Origin of the sequence: Klebsiella sp. HMSC16C06, assembly GCF_001808325.1 — a bacterium.
In the GTDB taxonomy this organism is placed as follows: Bacteria; Pseudomonadota; Gammaproteobacteria; order Enterobacterales; family Enterobacteriaceae; genus Klebsiella; species Klebsiella variicola.
This window is the reverse complement of record NZ_KV793011.1, coordinates 155,183-171,532: the sequence shown is the minus strand read 5'-3', so window position 1 is coordinate 171,532 and position 16,350 is coordinate 155,183. Positions and strand designations below refer to the sequence as shown.

Annotated in this window: 12 protein-coding genes and 2 pseudogenes; 9 read left to right on the top strand and 5 right to left on the bottom strand. The window is 56.0% G+C overall.

The window, feature by feature from the left end; genetic code table 11:
* Nucleotides 1-9: 9 nt before the first annotated feature.
* Nucleotides 10-1,431 (bottom strand): MFS transporter, encoded by a 1,422-nt coding sequence (locus HMPREF3142_RS18155; RefSeq protein WP_012541236.1) that lies wholly within the window; start codon nt 1,429-1,431, stop codon nt 10-12.
* 149 nt (nt 1,432-1,580) lie between these two features.
* Here HMPREF3142_RS18155 and HMPREF3142_RS18150 point away from each other — a divergent pair, with 149 nt between their 5' ends.
* Nucleotides 1,581-1,832 (top strand): DUF2766 family protein, encoded by a 252-nt coding sequence (locus tag HMPREF3142_RS18150; RefSeq protein ID WP_002911524.1) that lies wholly within the window; start codon nt 1,581-1,583, stop codon nt 1,830-1,832.
* A gap of 37 nt (nt 1,833-1,869) precedes the next feature.
* Here the strand turns inward: HMPREF3142_RS18150 and HMPREF3142_RS18145 are convergent, their stop codons facing one another.
* Nucleotides 1,870-3,381, bottom strand: coding sequence for an MFS transporter (locus tag HMPREF3142_RS18145; protein ID WP_012541237.1), 1,512 nt, complete (start codon nt 3,379-3,381; stop codon nt 1,870-1,872).
* Between the two features lie 66 nt (nt 3,382-3,447).
* On the opposite strand from HMPREF3142_RS18145, the pseudogene HMPREF3142_RS30230 reads away from it, so the two are divergent.
* A pseudogene (locus HMPREF3142_RS30230) lies at nt 3,448-3,612 on the top strand (succinate dehydrogenase).
* A gap of 64 nt (nt 3,613-3,676) precedes the next feature.
* On the opposite strand, the gene HMPREF3142_RS18140 reads toward HMPREF3142_RS30230, so the two are convergent.
* Entirely contained in the window at nt 3,677-4,186 is a 510-nt protein-coding gene (locus tag HMPREF3142_RS18140; protein ID WP_039103995.1) for a non-heme ferritin-like protein, read from the bottom strand.
* An 889-nt stretch (nt 4,187-5,075) separates the two neighbouring features.
* Here HMPREF3142_RS18140 and HMPREF3142_RS18135 point away from each other — a divergent pair.
* The 5 genes from HMPREF3142_RS18135 (at nt 5,076) to otsA (ending at nt 10,975) form a co-directional block, all read left to right on the top strand.
* A complete protein-coding gene (locus HMPREF3142_RS18135; protein WP_002911518.1) occupies nt 5,076-6,056 on the top strand; it encodes an arabinose ABC transporter substrate-binding protein in 981 nt (326 codons plus the stop codon).
* 60 nt (nt 6,057-6,116) lie between these two features.
* On the top strand, nt 6,117-7,631 hold the full coding sequence (araG, locus tag HMPREF3142_RS18130; protein ID WP_012967672.1) for an L-arabinose ABC transporter ATP-binding protein AraG: 1,515 nt from the start codon (nt 6,117-6,119) through the stop codon (nt 7,629-7,631).
* A 14-nt stretch (nt 7,632-7,645) separates the two neighbouring features.
* Entirely contained in the window at nt 7,646-8,626 is a 981-nt protein-coding gene (gene araH / locus HMPREF3142_RS18125) for an L-arabinose ABC transporter permease AraH (RefSeq protein ID WP_004203438.1), read from the top strand.
* 161 nt (nt 8,627-8,787) lie between these two features.
* Nucleotides 8,788-9,576, top strand: a complete 789-nt coding sequence (gene otsB, locus HMPREF3142_RS18120) for a trehalose-phosphatase (RefSeq protein ID WP_008804233.1) — start codon at nt 8,788-8,790, stop codon at nt 9,574-9,576.
* Nucleotides 9,551-10,975, top strand: a complete 1,425-nt coding sequence (gene otsA / locus HMPREF3142_RS18115; RefSeq protein WP_008804234.1) for an alpha,alpha-trehalose-phosphate synthase — start codon at nt 9,551-9,553, stop codon at nt 10,973-10,975. The genes otsB and otsA overlap by 26 nt, the downstream gene beginning before the upstream one ends.
* Nucleotides 10,976-10,998: 23 nt before the next feature.
* Here the strand turns inward: otsA and uspC are convergent, their stop codons facing one another.
* Nucleotides 10,999-11,427 (bottom strand): universal stress protein UspC, encoded by a 429-nt coding sequence (uspC, locus tag HMPREF3142_RS18110; RefSeq protein WP_012541242.1) that lies wholly within the window; start codon nt 11,425-11,427, stop codon nt 10,999-11,001.
* Between the two features lie 347 nt (nt 11,428-11,774).
* Between uspC and HMPREF3142_RS18105 the strand changes: the two are divergent.
* Nucleotides 11,775-13,357 (top strand): annotated as a pseudogene (locus tag HMPREF3142_RS18105) (MFS transporter).
* 4 nt (nt 13,358-13,361) lie between these two features.
* Nucleotides 13,362-14,501, top strand: coding sequence for a beta-galactosidase BglB (locus tag HMPREF3142_RS18100; protein ID WP_023322900.1), 1,140 nt, complete (start codon nt 13,362-13,364; stop codon nt 14,499-14,501).
* Between the two features lie 60 nt (nt 14,502-14,561).
* On the opposite strand, the gene argS is transcribed toward HMPREF3142_RS18100, so the two are convergent.
* Entirely contained in the window at nt 14,562-16,295 is a 1,734-nt protein-coding gene (gene argS / locus HMPREF3142_RS18095; RefSeq protein WP_012541245.1) for an arginine--tRNA ligase, read from the bottom strand.
* Between the last annotated feature and the right edge of the window lie 55 nt (nt 16,296-16,350).

Here is a 16,350-nt window from a genome sequence, read left to right as displayed (position 1 = left end):
CTTCCATCATTATTTCTTCTTCTCCGACACGCTGCTGCCGGCCGTTTTGGCCAGATGCAGGCTGTCGATCATCCCTACCAGACAGATCACCGCGATAAAGACAAACGACAGACGAAAGCTGATCCCCGGCAGCGTGGAAAGGTGCAGCCAGTCGCCGACCTGCTCGCCCAGGCGAATGCCAATCGCCCCGAGCGTGATCCCCAGCCCCACCGCCAGCTGCGACGCGGTACTGAACAGCGTATTGGCATCACTCATCTGCGCGGCGGGGACATCGGCAAAGGCCAGCGTGCTTACGCCCGTAAACTGGATCGAGCGAAATACCCCGCCGAGATAAAGGATTAACATGATGGCCCAGACCGGCGTCTGCGGCGTGAGCAGCGCACAGGCCAGCAGTGAACAGACGTTCAGTGCACCGTTGATCAACAGCAGTCGGCGAAAGCCCAGCCAGCGGATCAGCGGCGTGGTGGCGGGTTTGATGGTCAAATTGCCGACAAACACTGCCAGCACCAGCAGGCCGGAGTGGAAGGGATCCATGCCGAACCCTACCTGAAACAGCAGCGGCAGCAGAAAGGGGACCGCGCTGATGGAGGAGCGGAACAGCGAGCCGCCATACATTGTCACCCGGAACGTTGGCACCTGCAGGGCGTCGAGACGAACCATGGGCGCCGTCGCCCGGCGGAAGTGGCGTATAGCATATGTCAGACAGCCGAAGCCAAGCACGGCGAGAGCCAGCGTCGGCCAAATCTGCGGCTGGCGATCGCCGAGCCGTTCCATCGCGGTGACCAGACTGACCATCGCGACTGCGGTGGTGATAAAGCCGGTGAGATCGAAGGAGCGCCGTTCCGTTTCGCGAATATCAGGGATAATGCGCAGCGCAAGGATGATGGCTGCGAGGCCCAGCGGGACATTGATAAAGAAGATCCAGTGCCAGCTGGCGTAGCGGGTGATAAAGCCGCCCAAAGGCGGGCCGATAATGGGGGCCACCAGCGCCGGCCAGGTGAGGGTAGCGATGGCTTTGATCAGCAGGTGTTTCGGCGTGGTTCGCAGTACCGCCAGGCGACCGACGGGGACCATCAGCGCGCCTCCGATCCCCTGCAGGATACGCATGGCGACAAAAGTATGCACCTCGGTGGAGAGGCCGCAGAAGACCGAGGCAAGGGTAAAGATCGCCAGGGCGAGGGTAAAAATAGCGCGGGCGCCGAAGCGATCGGCGATCCAACCGCTGGCCGGGATCAGTACCGCGAGGGTGATCAGATAGGCGCTGATGCCGATATTCAGCTCGACCGCGGTGACGCCAAAATCTTTCGCCATATCGGGCAGCGCGGTGGCGATCACCGTCCCGTCGAGAAACTCCATAAAAAAAGCACCGGCCACCAGCAGCGCAGGCGCTGAAAAAGCACGTTCGTCTCTGGAAGAGATCGCGGTATTCATGTTGTCACTGCCATCAAGAATGTGAGCCTGAGCAAAGCGGCAGGAGAAGTTCCGCCGCCAGTAGGGTAGATAAAAAAACCTGCGACGGCAGGTTTTTTTATCTGTGAAAATTTAGGGTACTATTACGCTCCTGAAAAAAGGAGTAATTAATGTCTCAACATCTTACCGAACACGATGAGCTGGTTTCCGATGTGGTTGCTTGCCAGCTGGTTATCAAACAGATCCTCGATGTCATTGACGTCATTGCGCCCGTGGAAGTGCGTGAAAAAATGACTACTCAGCTGAAAGCTATCGACTTCGCCAGCCATCCGGCCTCTGCCGATCCGGTGACCCTTCGCGCGGTGCAAAAAGCGATCGCATTGATTGAGCTGAAGTTTACCCCGCAGGAAGAGACGCATTAATAACAGGCCTCGCCGTTTACCGGCGGGGCCTTCTTCTTTAATGGGAAACGACGGTCTGCGCAGGCGCAGGGGCAGCATCTTTGAACAACTTGCTGTTGCCCCAACACTCTTCGTAGCGATGACCGACCAGATCCTCCACGATAACTCGTACATCCGGCGCGATATCGCTGATTTTTCCGCCCGCTTTGATCCGCGCGACTTCCTGCAGCACCACCAGATGAGCTTTACGATCCAGCTTCATCTGCTTGCTGAAGACGATGGCGGCCAACGCTAACGCGATCACCCCGACGCAGAATACCACCGCGATAGCGGTCACCGCGCTTTCCGGTTGGCTGTGCGCTTTTGACTGGAAACCGTAGAAGCTCAGGATCGCCCCCATCGAGAACACCACAATCGAGCGCAGAATTTTCCCTGAGAAGGTCATGGCGCCGGCATAGATCCCTTCCCGACGGCGTCCGGTGTAGATCTCATCGACATCGGCCAGGAAGGTGTAAACGGTCCAGGGAATGTAGTAAACCCCGCCGGTACCCAGGCCGAACAGCACGGTAATGCCGAACATCAGCACCGTCGCCAGGCCTGACGGCAGATGGAAGAACCACAGCGAGGTATACAGCAGGACCGCGAAAATCACGATCCCCAGCGCCAGGATATAGGGTTTGCTGAAGCCCTTTTTCACGCACAGGCCGATAAACAGCGCCGTAGAGATCAGCTGCAGAATCGAGTTCAGGCTATTCAGTCCGGCGACCATCGCCGGGTCGTGCTGAAGAACGAATATCACGAAATAGGTAAAGATGGAGGCAAACAGCCATTCAGCGCCAAACCCGCACAGGTACATACCAAGATGTTTGCGGAATACGCGCAGATAAAAGGTGGAACGCATGTCTTTTGCCAGCGACAGCAGGGTGCTCAGCAGCCCTTTCCTGGCGCTGGTTTCTATCTCTTCCTCGCGCTTTCGTTCCCAGCTGCAAAGCCACAGGCAGGAAATCGCGACGATGAGGATAACGCCGTAGGTCAGACCGGTGAGGAAGAAAGGGGTGGCAGAATCTTTGCCATACAGCAGAATGAACTGTCCGGGAATAAACGCCGCAAGGAAGTTGGCTAGCTTGCCGAAAATGGCTTTATAGCCGGTCAGTTTTGAGCGCAGCGAGAAATCATCGGTCATCTCTGTCGCCAGCGTTTCATAAGGCACCATGATAGAGGTGTAGATGATCTCAAACACCACATAGGTGCAGAGGTAGTACCAGAAACTCAGGCCTTCCACCCACAGCAGCGGGTAGAACATCATCAAGGGGATGCCGATCAGCAGAAAGAAACGCCGGCGGCCAAAGCGCTTGCCTAAGCGCGTTTTGCCAAAGTTATCGGTGAGATAGCCCATCAGCGGGTTGCTGATAGCATCGATGATGCTGGCGACGGAGAAGATAAATGAGGCCTCGATCAGCGTCAGGCCGCAAAAAGTCGTATAAAAATAGAGCAGCCAGGCGCCGCTTATCGCCAGCGCGCCACTCCCCAACAGATTACCACCGCCGTAAGCTAACTGATGGCGTAACAAGATCGGTCTTCCCTGCAGCCCTTCAGGGGCTGAAGCCGTGTATCTAGCCATAAAAAAATAAACCTCGTGTTTTATATTTTTGAAACACTGTTTTTATATTTCTTTGTGGCTTGATAAAAAGTGACCGCGCTCACTAATCCCTGAGAAGGGGTAACGGTGACGAGGGAATGCGATCGCGTTAAAACTTTTTTATTCTATTGGGGAATAAATGAGGTGGAAAAATTGACATAACTGATTTAAAGCGAGAGACGGGGCAGCGTGGGCACGCTCCCCCTGACAGAGCGAAAATGGCTGACTAATGCGGCTTCCGTGGTTCTCCGACCAATGCCATCAGACGCCGATCGGTCTGCTCCATTCCGAGACCAGCTTTATCGGCATTGCGGATTTCCTCAAGCACGCTTTGCAACAGCAGACCATCCTGTTGCTGCTCTTCCGCCAGCAGCGTCAGAAATCGCCAGGTGTTGTCGTCGCTTTGCGCCCTGGCTTCTTCGGCAAGACCGCTCAGCATACTGCTGCGCTGTTGGTAATCGTTCAGGGTTTGGGTAAACAGATCTTCCAGCGAGGTGCATTGGGGATTACAGGCGCGGTCGGGATTCACTATCGGCCAGCTGCCGGCTTTTTTCAGATAGTCAAATACGCGCATGGTGAGGGTGATGCTGCTTTGCGCGCGGGTGCGCAAAAATGTCGCGGCGCCGTCGAAGCGATGCCGGGCACACCACTCGCTTAAGTTCAGGTAAACGTTAGAGGCGTGAAACTCAAGATTCATCTGGGTGTTTAGCTTTTGTGCCATTCCTGGAACTGCCATAAAAAAATATCCTTATTAACCGGGAAGGGGTTACTGATGCGTGTCGACAGATCCTGCGGATAACCACAAGATAAAATAGTGACACGCGGCACTGTTGCAGAATAATAAAACTCTACACATTCCGTATGAGCCGGGTATTTTTTCCATTTGCCGACGATTTAAGAATACTCGCTCAACGGAATTAAGAAAACTCTCAATCGCGGTAATTTACGTTTTGTTACACCATTATTTTTAGAGGGTATCTGGACTGAAATCATGCGCCGTTGGCCGGGGCTTGCTGGCATCGCGTTAGTGATAAGTTATAGGTATTTGACTAAGAAATTTGTCGTAGAACAGAGCGGAATAAGTTATTTCAAGCGTAATGTTTCTGGCTAATGATCATTATTTTTATTTTTTGTTGCAGGCTTTTATTTGAAGCGGAATATTTTTTCAATTCGGTATTAATTACGGAAAAGATCCGTTTTTTCGCGATATTAAGCGGTCCCGGTCGCCCGGCGATACGGGGCTGTTGTCACTTAAGAGGCACAGAGGCGAACGCCCTTTACGAGGCCGGCAATCGCCGGGGATAACAGCGCTGTAACCCTCTGTTAAACATCCTCTGACATCACAAGGATAAGTCTGCTGGTGGTATAGATGATCCTGCTATAGCCCGGTAAAATTGTATGACAATTGTGTCATTTTTTATGTCATTTTTTGCTAAATGTATGCACGCAATTACTGTAATTCCGCGATGTGATAATGCTCTCGTATGGAGAAATAATTTCCGGGTATTACTACTCTAACAACGGCAGTGGGGAATGCGATTTTTCTAATGCCTTGTTTTGATGCCGATAAAATTGTTAATTCCGATTTTTCCCTACATGAAAGCGAATTAAAGCTGGAGTTTACCATGCACAAATTTACTAAAGCGCTGGCGGCCATTGGTCTCGCTGCGGTTATGTCACAATCAGCTATGGCGGAAAATTTGAAACTGGGTTTTCTGGTGAAGCAGCCGGAAGAGCCATGGTTCCAGACTGAGTGGAAATTTGCTGATAAAGCAGGAAAAGATTTAGGGTTTGACGTCATTAAAATTGCGGTTCCGGATGGTGAGAAAACCCTCAACGCAATCGACAGCCTGGCAGCCAGCGGCGCGAAGGGCTTTGTCATCTGTACCCCCGATCCCAAGCTCGGGTCGGCGATTGTCGCCAAAGCGCGCGGCTATGACATGAAGGTCATTACCGTCGATGACCAGTTCGTCAATGCGAAAGGCAAACCGATGGAGAGCGTACCGCTGGTGATGATGGCGGCCAGCGAAATCGGCGCCCGCCAGGGGCAGGAACTCTATAAAGAGATGCAAAAACGCGGCTGGGATGTTAAAGACACCGCGGTGATGGCTATCACCGCCGATGAGCTGGACACCGCCCGTCGTCGCACCACCGGCTCCATCGATGCCCTGAAGGCAGCCGGCTTCCCGGACGCGCAAATCTACCGCGTGCCGACAAAATCTAACGATATCCCGGGGGCGTTTGACGCCGGTAACTCCATGCTGGTCCAGCACCCGCAGGTGAAACACTGGCTGATCGTGGGGATGAACGACAACACCGTGCTCGGCGGCGTGCGTGCCACTGAAGGCCAGGGCTTTAAAGCACCGGATGTGATTGGCATCGGCATCAACGGTGTGGATGCGGTCAACGAACTGTCGAAGGCGCAACCGACCGGCTTCTATGGTTCCCTGCTGCCAAGCCCGGATATTCATGGCTATAAAACCAGCGAAATGCTCTACAACTGGGTCACTAAGGGCGTTGAGCCGCCGAAGTTCACGGCGGTGACCGATGTGGTGCTGATTACCCGCGATAACTTCAAAGAAGAGCTGGCGAAAAAAGGGCTGTAACAGCCTGGTTGAACTGGCCCCCGCCGCGGCGGGGGCTGAGTGCTGAAGAGCGGAGTCGTTATGCAACAGTCTACCCCTTATCTCTCATTTCGCGGCATCACCATGACGTTCCCTGGCGTAAAGGCTTTGTCCGATATCAGTTTTGACTGCTACCCCGGACAGATCCACGCGCTGATGGGTGAAAATGGCGCAGGCAAATCGACGCTGCTGAAAATTCTCAGCGGCAACTATATTCCGACCGCTGGCCACCTGCAGATCGGCGGCCAGCAGATGGCGTTCAGCAATACCATGGAGGCGCTGAACGCCGGCGTGGCGATTATCTACCAGGAGCTGCATCTGATCCCGGAGATGACCGTCGCCGAAAATATCTATCTTGGCCAGCTACCGCACAGAGGCGGTATCGTCAACCGATCGTTGCTCAACTATGAGGCCCGCCTGCAGCTGGAACATCTGGGGCTGGATATCGATCCGGAGACGCCGCTGAAGTATCTCTCTATAGGCCAGTGGCAGATGGTGGAGATTGCCAAAGCGCTGGCGCGCAATGCCAAGATCATCGCTTTCGATGAACCGACCAGTTCGCTCTCCGCCCGCGAGATAGACAATCTGTTTCGCGTTATCCGCGAACTGCGGGAGGAGGGGCGAGTCATCATCTATGTTTCGCACCGGATGGAAGAAATTTTTGCCCTCAGCGATGCCATCACCGTCTTTAAGGATGGCCGCTATGTCTGCACTTTTGACGATATGCCGAGCGTCAGTCATGACGCCCTGGTTCAGGCGATGGTGGGGCGCAATCTGGGCGATATATACGGCTGGAAACCTCGCCCCTATGGCGAAGAGCGGCTGCGTCTGGAGGAGGTCAAAGCACCGGGCGTGCGTACGCCGGTCAGCCTCTCGGTACGCAGTGGCGAAATCGTCGGCCTGTTCGGGCTGGTGGGCGCCGGGCGCAGCGAACTGATGAAAGGCTTATTTGGCGGCACCCGGATCACCGGCGGTCAGGTGTATATCGATGGCCAGCCCGTCGACATTCGTAAACCGGCCCAGGCCATCCAGGCCGGGATGATGCTGTGCCCGGAAGATCGCAAAGCAGAGGGGATTATTCCGGTTCACTCCGTACGCGACAATATCAATATCAGCGCCCGGCGCAAGCATATTCACGCTGGCTGCCTGATCAACAACGCCTGGGAGGCAGACAATGCCGATCAGCATATCCAGTCGCTGAACATTAAAACGCCTGGCCCGGAACAGCTGATCATGAACCTGTCGGGCGGCAACCAGCAGAAAGCGATCCTTGGCCGCTGGCTGTCGGAAGAGATGAAGGTGATCCTGCTCGATGAGCCCACCCGCGGCATCGACGTCGGCGCCAAACATGAAATTTACAACGTGATATATGGCCTCGCCGCCTCAGGTGTTGCCGTGGTGTTTGCCTCCAGCGACCTGCCGGAAGTGCTGGGCGTCGCTGACCGCATCGTGGTGATGCGCGAGGGGCAAATCGCCGGCGAACTGCTGCATGAAGAAGCCAATGAACAGCAGGCGTTAAGCCTTGCGATGCCAAAAGTGAGTCAGGCTGTCGCCTGAGTAAGGAGTAAATGATGTCATCTGTGACTACGTCTGGCGCTACCCGCTCTGCCTTTAGCTTTGCCCGCATTTGGGATCAGTTTGGCATGCTGGTGGTGTTTGCTGTGCTGTTTATCGGCTGCGTAATTTTTGTGCCCAACTTTGCCTCATTCGTCAATATGAAGGGGCTGGGGCTGGCGATCTCGATGTCCGGAATGGTGGCCTGCGGCATGCTCTTCTGCCTGGCCTCCGGCGATTTTGACCTGTCGGTGGCGTCGGTTATCGCCTGTGCCGGGGTCACTACCGCAGTGGTGATTAACCTGAGCGAAAGCCTGTGGCTGGGGATTGCCGCCGGCCTGCTGCTGGGCGCGGTCAGTGGTCTGGTCAACGGCTTTGTTATTGCGCGCCTGAAGATTAACGCGCTGATCACCACCCTCGCGACGATGCAAATCGTCCGGGGCCTGGCCTACATTATCTCCGACGGGAAAGCGGTGGGGATCGAAGATGAGCGCTTCTTCACTCTCGGCTACGCCAACTGGTTTGGTCTGCCGGCGCCAATCTGGCTGACGGTCGCCTGCCTGGTGGTTTTCGGATTATTACTAAACAAAACCACCTTTGGCCGTAATACGCTGGCTATTGGCGGCAATGAAGAGGCGGCGCGTCTGGCCGGGGTCCCGGTGGTGCGCACCAAGATTATTATCTTTGTGCTCTCCGGTCTGGTATCGGCCGCCGCGGGGATCATTCTGGCGTCGCGGATGACCAGCGGCCAGCCGATGACCTCGATTGGCTATGAGCTGATTGTTATTTCAGCCTGCGTGCTGGGCGGGGTATCGCTGAAGGGCGGGATCGGCAAGATCTCCTACGTGGTCGCCGGGATCCTGATCCTCGGGACCGTGGAGAACGCGATGAACCTGCTGAACATCTCGCCTTTCTCACAATACGTCGTGCGCGGTGTGATCCTGCTGGCGGCGGTGATTTTTGACCGCTACAAACAAAAAGCCAAACGCGCGGCCTGATTTCAGGCATAACTTTTAAGTCTACAGAGTAATTACCGCCAGCGCCCGTTTCGCTGGCGGTAACTATCAAAAATGGCGAGGTTGGTCACACTGTCTATACTTACATGGCTAACATATAATTAACAACCAGCTTCGGCTGGCCATGATAAGGAGGAAACAGGGTGGATAACCAGATATCTGTACCGCCTGCGCTAACCGGAAACTACGCTTTTTTCTTTGACCTCGACGGTACTCTTGCCGATATCCAACCGCACCCCGATCAGGTGGTGATACCCGACAACACGCTGCAGGCGCTCAACGCGCTGGCCCAGCAGCAGGGTGGGGCGGTGGCATTGATTTCAGGGCGCTCAATGGCTGAACTTGACGCGCTAACCCATCCCTGGCGGCTACCGCTGGCCGGCGTTCACGGGGCAGAACGCCGTGATATCAATGGTAAAACCTATATCGTTTCTCTGCCGTCGGCGCTGCGCGATGAAATCGCGACTGAGCTGACCTCGGCGCTGCAGGGGCTCCCCGGCTGCGAGCTGGAGAGTAAAGAGATGGCCTTCGCGCTGCACTACCGCCAGGCTCCGCAGCAGCAGAGCGCAGTACTGGAGCTGGCTCAGCGCATCGTTCAGCGCTACCCGCTGCTGGCATTGCAGCTGGGTAAATGCGTGGTGGAGATTAAACCCCGCGGAGTGAACAAAGGGGAGGCGATCAGCGCCTTCATGCAGGAGGCGCCGTTTGCCGGCCGCGAACCGGTTTTTGTCGGCGATGATTTGACCGATGAGGCGGGATTTAGCGTGGTTAATCAACTGCAGGGAATGTCGGTAAAAGTCGGCGCCGGGGAAACTCAGGCGCACTGGCGGTTGGCGGATGCCGCCGCTGTAAGGACGTGGTTGCAACATCTGGCGTATGACGCGCAAACCGAAAGGAGGGATGACCATGAGTCGTTTAGTCGTAGTCTCTAACCGTATCGCCTTACCGGACGATAAAAAATCGAGCGCTGGCGGTCTGGCCGTCGGCATCCTGGGGGCACTGAAAGCGGCGGGGGGTCTGTGGTTTGGCTGGAGCGGCGAAATTGGCGATGACCAGCAGCCGCTGAAGCAGGTCTCCCGCGGAAATATCTCCTGGGCGTCGTTCAACCTGAATGAACGGGACCATGATGAATATTACAACCAGTTTTCCAACGCCGTGCTGTGGCCGGCCTTCCACTATCGTCTTGACCTGGTCAGCTTCCAGCGCGAAGCCTGGGAGGGATATCTGCGGGTCAACGCGATGCTGGCGGACAAGCTTCTGCCGCTGATCGAGCCAGACGATACGCTGTGGATCCATGATTACCATCTGCTGCCTTTCGCCAGTGAACTGCGTAAGCGCGGAGTGAACAACCGGATCGGCTTCTTTTTGCATATTCCATTCCCGACGCCGGAGATTTTTAACGCGCTACCGCCGCATGCCGAGCTGCTGGAGCAACTGTGCGATTACGATCTGCTGGGCTTCCAGACCGAAAGCGACAGAACCGCCTTTCTTGACAGCATTGCCATGCAGACCCGACTCTCCGATCTCGGGGACAAACGCTATCAGGCATGGGGTAAGGCGTTCAGTACCGAGGTTTATCCGATTGGGATCGATCCGGACGAAATTACGCGCAACGCCAAAGGCCCGCTGCCGCCGAAGCTGGCTCAGCTGAAGAATGAGCTGAAAAATGTGAAGAATATCTTCTCCGTGGAGCGGCTTGACTACTCGAAAGGGTTGCCGGAGCGATTCCTCGCCTATGAGACGCTGCTTGAGAAGTACCCTCAACATCATGGCAAGATCCGTTATACTCAGATCGCGCCCACTTCCCGTGGCGATGTACAGGCCTATCAGGATATTCGTCACCAGCTGGAAACGGCAGCCGGACGCATCAATGGCCAGTTTGGCCAGCTTGGCTGGACCCCGCTCTACTACCTGAACCAGCATTTTGACCGTAAGCTGCTGATGAAGGTCTTCCGCTACTCTGACGTCGGGCTGGTGACGCCGCTGCGTGATGGCATGAACCTGGTGGCGAAAGAATACGTCGCGGCGCAGGATCCGGATAACCCCGGGGTTCTGGTCCTGTCGCAGTTTGCCGGGGCGGCGCAGGAGCTGACCAGCGCGCTGATCGTCAACCCTTACGATCGCGATGAGGTTGCCACCGCGCTGGATCGTGCTCTCAGCATGCCGCTGGCGGAACGTATCGCCCGTCATTCCGCGATGCTGGACGTGATCAGAGAGAATGATATTCATAACTGGCAGGCGCGTTTTGTCGACGATCTGCAGCATATTTCGCCGCGCAGCGAGGAGAGCCGCCTGCGGGGGAAGATAGCCACCTTCCCTAAACTGGCCTAGTTCAGGAAAAGGGCTAACCGGCGTTAGCCCTTTTCAAGGGAAACCAGCAGAACATCGACGCCGCTACTGCCGACGATATTTTTCGCCGAGCAGGTGGCGCGCGAGAAAAGCGAGTGGTTGTGATTGCCGCAGATCACCAGATCAACCTTGTGCGACAGGCAAAAGTCTTTGACATGGTGACCCAGTTCGCCGCAGGCGATGGTCATTTTTTCTATCGGGTAGTCCGCCTGACGTGCCAGCTCATTGAGAAACTCCCGCGTTTCTTCCTGCATCAGCTCACGCAGATTTTCCATCATCGGTGCGGCGAACTGGTTATACATCTCCGGATCCGTGGCGAAGGTGATAAAGCTCACTTTCGCGTTAACGGGGCGGGCAATCGACACCGCTTTTTTAATTAATATCTGACTCTCCGGCGTTGGCGCGACGGCAACCAGCAGATGTGAATAAGGCATCTGGCCTCCTTGAGATACGCGGAATAACCCTTCTTTCTTTACTCCTGTTTCCCCAGCGGCGCAAGGGTTGCTCCCGTGATTTGCGACGCTCTTCGCCAGTCCGTGTTTTCCTCACAAGATCACATAAATGAACCTGCCTTTTTATTTAAAAGAAATGCTGTTTTATAAATGAGTGAAGTAGAGACATCGTCTCTTTGTCATTTTGCCACCGGCGGTTGTTCCGTGGCAAAAACACAAAGGTAACGTCGTTTCACTGCTTTTAGTGTAGCCAGGTACCCACTCCCTTCCGGTGGCAAATCCGGAACGATTGTCGGCGTTCTTTTAATAAAAGACACAGGATCACGGCGATGAAAACACGAAAAATTGGACTGGCTAACTACCTGGCCTACGGCGCGGGCGATTTTCTCGGCGCCGGCACGACAGCGCTAACTGCCGCATGGCTACTCTACTTTTACACGACCTTCTGCGGACTGACCCCGATTGAGGCCACGCTTATTTTTGCTGCTGCCCGCGTGCTGGATGCGGTGGTGAGCCCGCTGATGGGCTTTCTCACCGATAACTTCGGCACCACCTGGCTCGGAAAGCGCTTCGGTCGCAGAAAATTCTTTATTCTGCTCGGTATTCCGTGCGTATTCAGCTATTCAGCGATGTGGGTCGGCGAGATGGGCTTCTGGTACTACCTCGTCACCTATCTGCTGTTTGATATGGTTTACACCATGATTCTGGTGCCCTACGAAACGCTGGTGCCAGAGATGACTGATGACTTTAAACAGAAAACCAAATTTTCTGGCGCGCGCATCTCGATGGCGCAAATGTCGGCGATTTTAGCCTCCTTTCTGCCGGGGATCCTCCTCACCTGGCTCGGGAAAGACAATGCCAGCTCATTCTTTTATGCCAGTCTGGTGTTCTCGGTCCTGTGCGCGGTGATGCTGACCTTCGTCTGGTGCTTCACGTGGGAACGGCCGCGTGAGGCGTGGTCAGAGGCGGCGCTGCGGGCGGAAGCGGAAAAACAAAACTTAACCCTCGCTCAGAGCCTCAATCGCCTGGTGATTGAGCTAAGCTCCACGCTGCGGATAAAAATTTTCCGCCAGCACCTCGGCATGTATCTGGGGGGCTATATCGCCCAGGACGTCTTCAATGCCGTGTTTACCTATTACGTGGTTTTTGTCCTGATGCAGGAAGCCTCTGTCGCCTCGAATCTGCTCGGGACGATGGCCATCTTCCAGTTTATTGCGGTGATCGCCATGATCCCGTTGTGCATTCGCTTTGGTCCCGCGCCGTCCTACCGCATGGTGGTGGTCCTGTTTGGCCTGAGCTCGCTCTCGTATGCGCTGCTCTATTACGCCGGACTGAGCGACGTCTATTCCTTACTGCTGCTCATCTCTGCTGTCGCCGGACTGGGACGCGGCGGGATTAACTACGTACCGTGGAATACCTATACCTATATTGCCGACGTCGACGAGGCGATCACCGGCCAGCGCCGCGAAGGAATTTTTGCCGGCATCATGACGCTGACCCGCAAAGCCTCGCAGGCGGGGCGGTGATGCTGGTGGGTATCATCATGCAGCTGTCGGGGTTTGTCTCCGGGCAAAAAATACAACCGCCAGGGGTGAGTCATACCATTTTGCTGATCCTCAGCGTCGGCACTCTGGTGGTGTTAGCCTGCGGCTTCCTCGTCTCGCTACGCTTCAAGCTCAACCTGCACACCCACAGCATCCTGCGCAGTGAAACCCTCAGAATGCGCGATCTCGGCAGTGCCCAGCCGGAACAGACCATTGCAGAACACCGCGCGGTGGTCGAGATGCTGGCGGGGATGCCTTACGACTGCCTGTGGGGCAATAACAATATTGGCTATCTGAATCGTCATAAACCTGCTGCCCCGGGGCTCACCCAAGGCGGCGCTTTAAATTCGACATACACCCGAGGTTAACAACATGAAAGTTTGGCCAGTCAAACATAGCCCATTACTGTGTCAGCCTGAGCGTTTTATCGCCCGCAGCGAACTGCAGGCACTGATCCGCAACGTGACGCAAAACCTGGTGAACATTAAGGATGAGAGCGGGCAATTTTTACTGCGCCTCGATGACGGGCGCGTGATCGATACCAAAGGCTGGGCCGGCTGGGAGTGGACCCACGGCGTTGGGCTGTACGGCATCTATCAGTATTATCAGCAAACCGGCGATATCGAGATGCGCGATATCATCGACCGCTGGTTTGCCGACCGCTTCGCCGAGGGGGCAACGACCAAAAACGTCAATACGATGGCCCCGTTCCTGACCCTGGCATACCGCTTTGAAGAGACCGGCCGGATGGCGTATCTGCCGTGGCTGGAGAGCTGGGCGGAGTGGGCGATGCATGAGATGCCGCGCACCGAGCAGGGCGGCATGCAGCACATGACCCTGGCGGAGGAGAACCATCAGCAAATGTGGGATGACACGCTGATGATGACCGTGCTGCCGTTAGCCAAAATTGGCAAGCTGCTTAATCGCCCGCAGTATGTGGAGGAGGCGACCTATCAGTTCCTGCTCCATGTGCAGAACCTGATGGACCGGGAGACCGGGCTGTGGTTTCACGGCTGGAGTTATGAGGGGCGGCACAACTTTGCCCGGGCGCGCTGGGCGCGGGGCAACAGCTGGCTCACCATGGTGATCCCGGACTTTCTGGAGCTGGTGGATCTCCCCGAGGGGAACGCGGTACGGCGTTATCTGATGACGGTACTCGACGCACAGATTGCCGCCTTAGCAAAATGCCAGGACGACAGCGGCCTGTGGCATACCCTGCTGGACGATCCGCACTCTTATCCTGAGGCCTCCGCGACCGCCGGCTTTGCCTACGGCATTCTCAAAGCGGTGCGCAAGCGTTACGTCGGGCAGCACTATGCCGGGGTGGCTGAAAAAGCGATTCGCGGGATTGTGCAGAATATTTCGCCGCAGGGGGAGCTGCTGCAGACCTCGTTTGGCACCGGAATGGGGGCAGACCTTGATTTTTATCGCCAGATCCCGCTTACCTCGATGCCCTATGGCCAGGCGATGGCGATCCTTTGTCTGACCGAGTATCTGCGCAAGTATTTCTGAGCAGGGGCCCCGCTGACGGGGCGCCGAATAAAACTAACCCGGCTTTCGCCGGGTTGTTTGTTACATACGCTCTACGGTTTCGATACCCAGGGTATCGAGACCCAGCTTGAGGGTTTTCGCCGTCAGCAGCGCCAGCTTCAGGCGGCTGTTGCGGGTCTCTTCGCTTTCCGCGCTGAGGATCGGGCAATGCTCGTAGAAGCCGGAGAATAGCCCCGCCAGATCGTACAGGTAGGCGCACATCACGTGCGGCGTCCCTTCGCGAGCGACCACGGAGAGGGTCTCTTCAAACTGCAGCAGGCGCGCGGCCAGCTGGGCTTCGCGATCTTCGGCGATGACCACCGGCGCGTCGTTCATCGCGTTTTCGTCGATGCCGGCTTTGCGGAAGACGGAGAGCACGCGGGTATAGGCATACTGCATATACGGCGCGGTGTTGCCTTCGAACGCCAGCATATTATCCCAGTCAAAAACGTAATCGGTGGTGCGGTTTTTCGACAGATCGGCATATTTCACCGCGCCGATACCGACCACTTTCGCCAGATTTTCCAGCTCGTCAGCCGACATGTCCGGGTTCTTCTCCGCTACCAGGCGACGGGCGCGCTCCAGCGCTTCGTCCAGCAGATCGGCCAGCTTCACGGTACCGCCGGCGCGGGTTTTAAACGGCTTGCCGTCTTTCCCCAGCATCATACCGAACATATGGTGCTCCAGCGGCACAGAGTCCGGCACGTAGCCTGCTTTACGCACGATGGTCCACGCCTGCATCAGGTGCTGGTGCTGACGAGAGTCGATGTAATAGAGCACGCGGTCGGCGTGCAGCGTTTCATAGCGATACTTTGCGCAGGCGATATCGGTGGTGGTGTAAAGGTAGCCGCCATCCTTTTTCTGGATGATGACGCCCATCGGTTCGCCTTCCTTGTTTTTGTACTCATCAAGGAACACCACGGTGGCGCCTTCGCTCTCGACGGCCAGCCCTTTGGCTTTCAGATCGGCGACGATCCCCGGCAGCATCGGGTTGTACAGGCTCTCACCCATTACGTCATCGCGGGTCAGCGTCACATTCAGGCGATCGTAGGTGATCTGGTTTTGCGACATGGTGATGTCGACCAGCTTACGCCACATCTGCAGGAAGTACTGATCGCCGCCCTGCAGTTTAACCACGTAGCTACGTGCGCGCTCGGCAAAGGCTTCGTCTTCATCGTAGTGCTTTTTCGCTTCGCGATAGAAACCTTCGAGGTCGGCCAGGGCCATCTCACCGGCGTTTTCCTGCTGCTGTTTTTCCAGATACGCGATCAGCATACCGAACTGGGTGCCCCAGTCGCCGACGTGGTTGGCGCGGATCACCTTATGACCCAGGAACTCCAGGGTACGGACTGAAGCATCGCCAATGATGGTCGAACGCAGATGGCCAACGTGCATCTCTTTCGCTACGTTGGGTGCCGAGTAGTCGACGACGATAGTCTGCGCCTGCGGTTTCGTGACGCCCAGGCGCTCAGACTGCAGCGCGCGGTTGACGTTGTCCGCCAGAAAAGCAGGATCGAGGAAAATATTGATAAAGCCCGGCCCGGCGATTTCAACCTTGTTGGCAATGCCGTTGAGGTCAAGATGAGACAGTACCTGCTCTGCAAGTTGTCGCGGCGCCATGCCCAGTTTTTTGGCGACAGCCATCACGCCGTTGGCCTGATAGTCACCGAACTGAACTTTTGCTGACTGGCGGACCTGAGGTTCGCAATCGGCAGGCGCGCCTGCCGCGATCAGGGCCTGGCTGACTTTTTCTGAGAGAAGAGCCTGAATATTCACCGGAATACCTTACGTGTAATGCGCCTGCCCCCGAGGGAGGCAGCGCCATAATGTG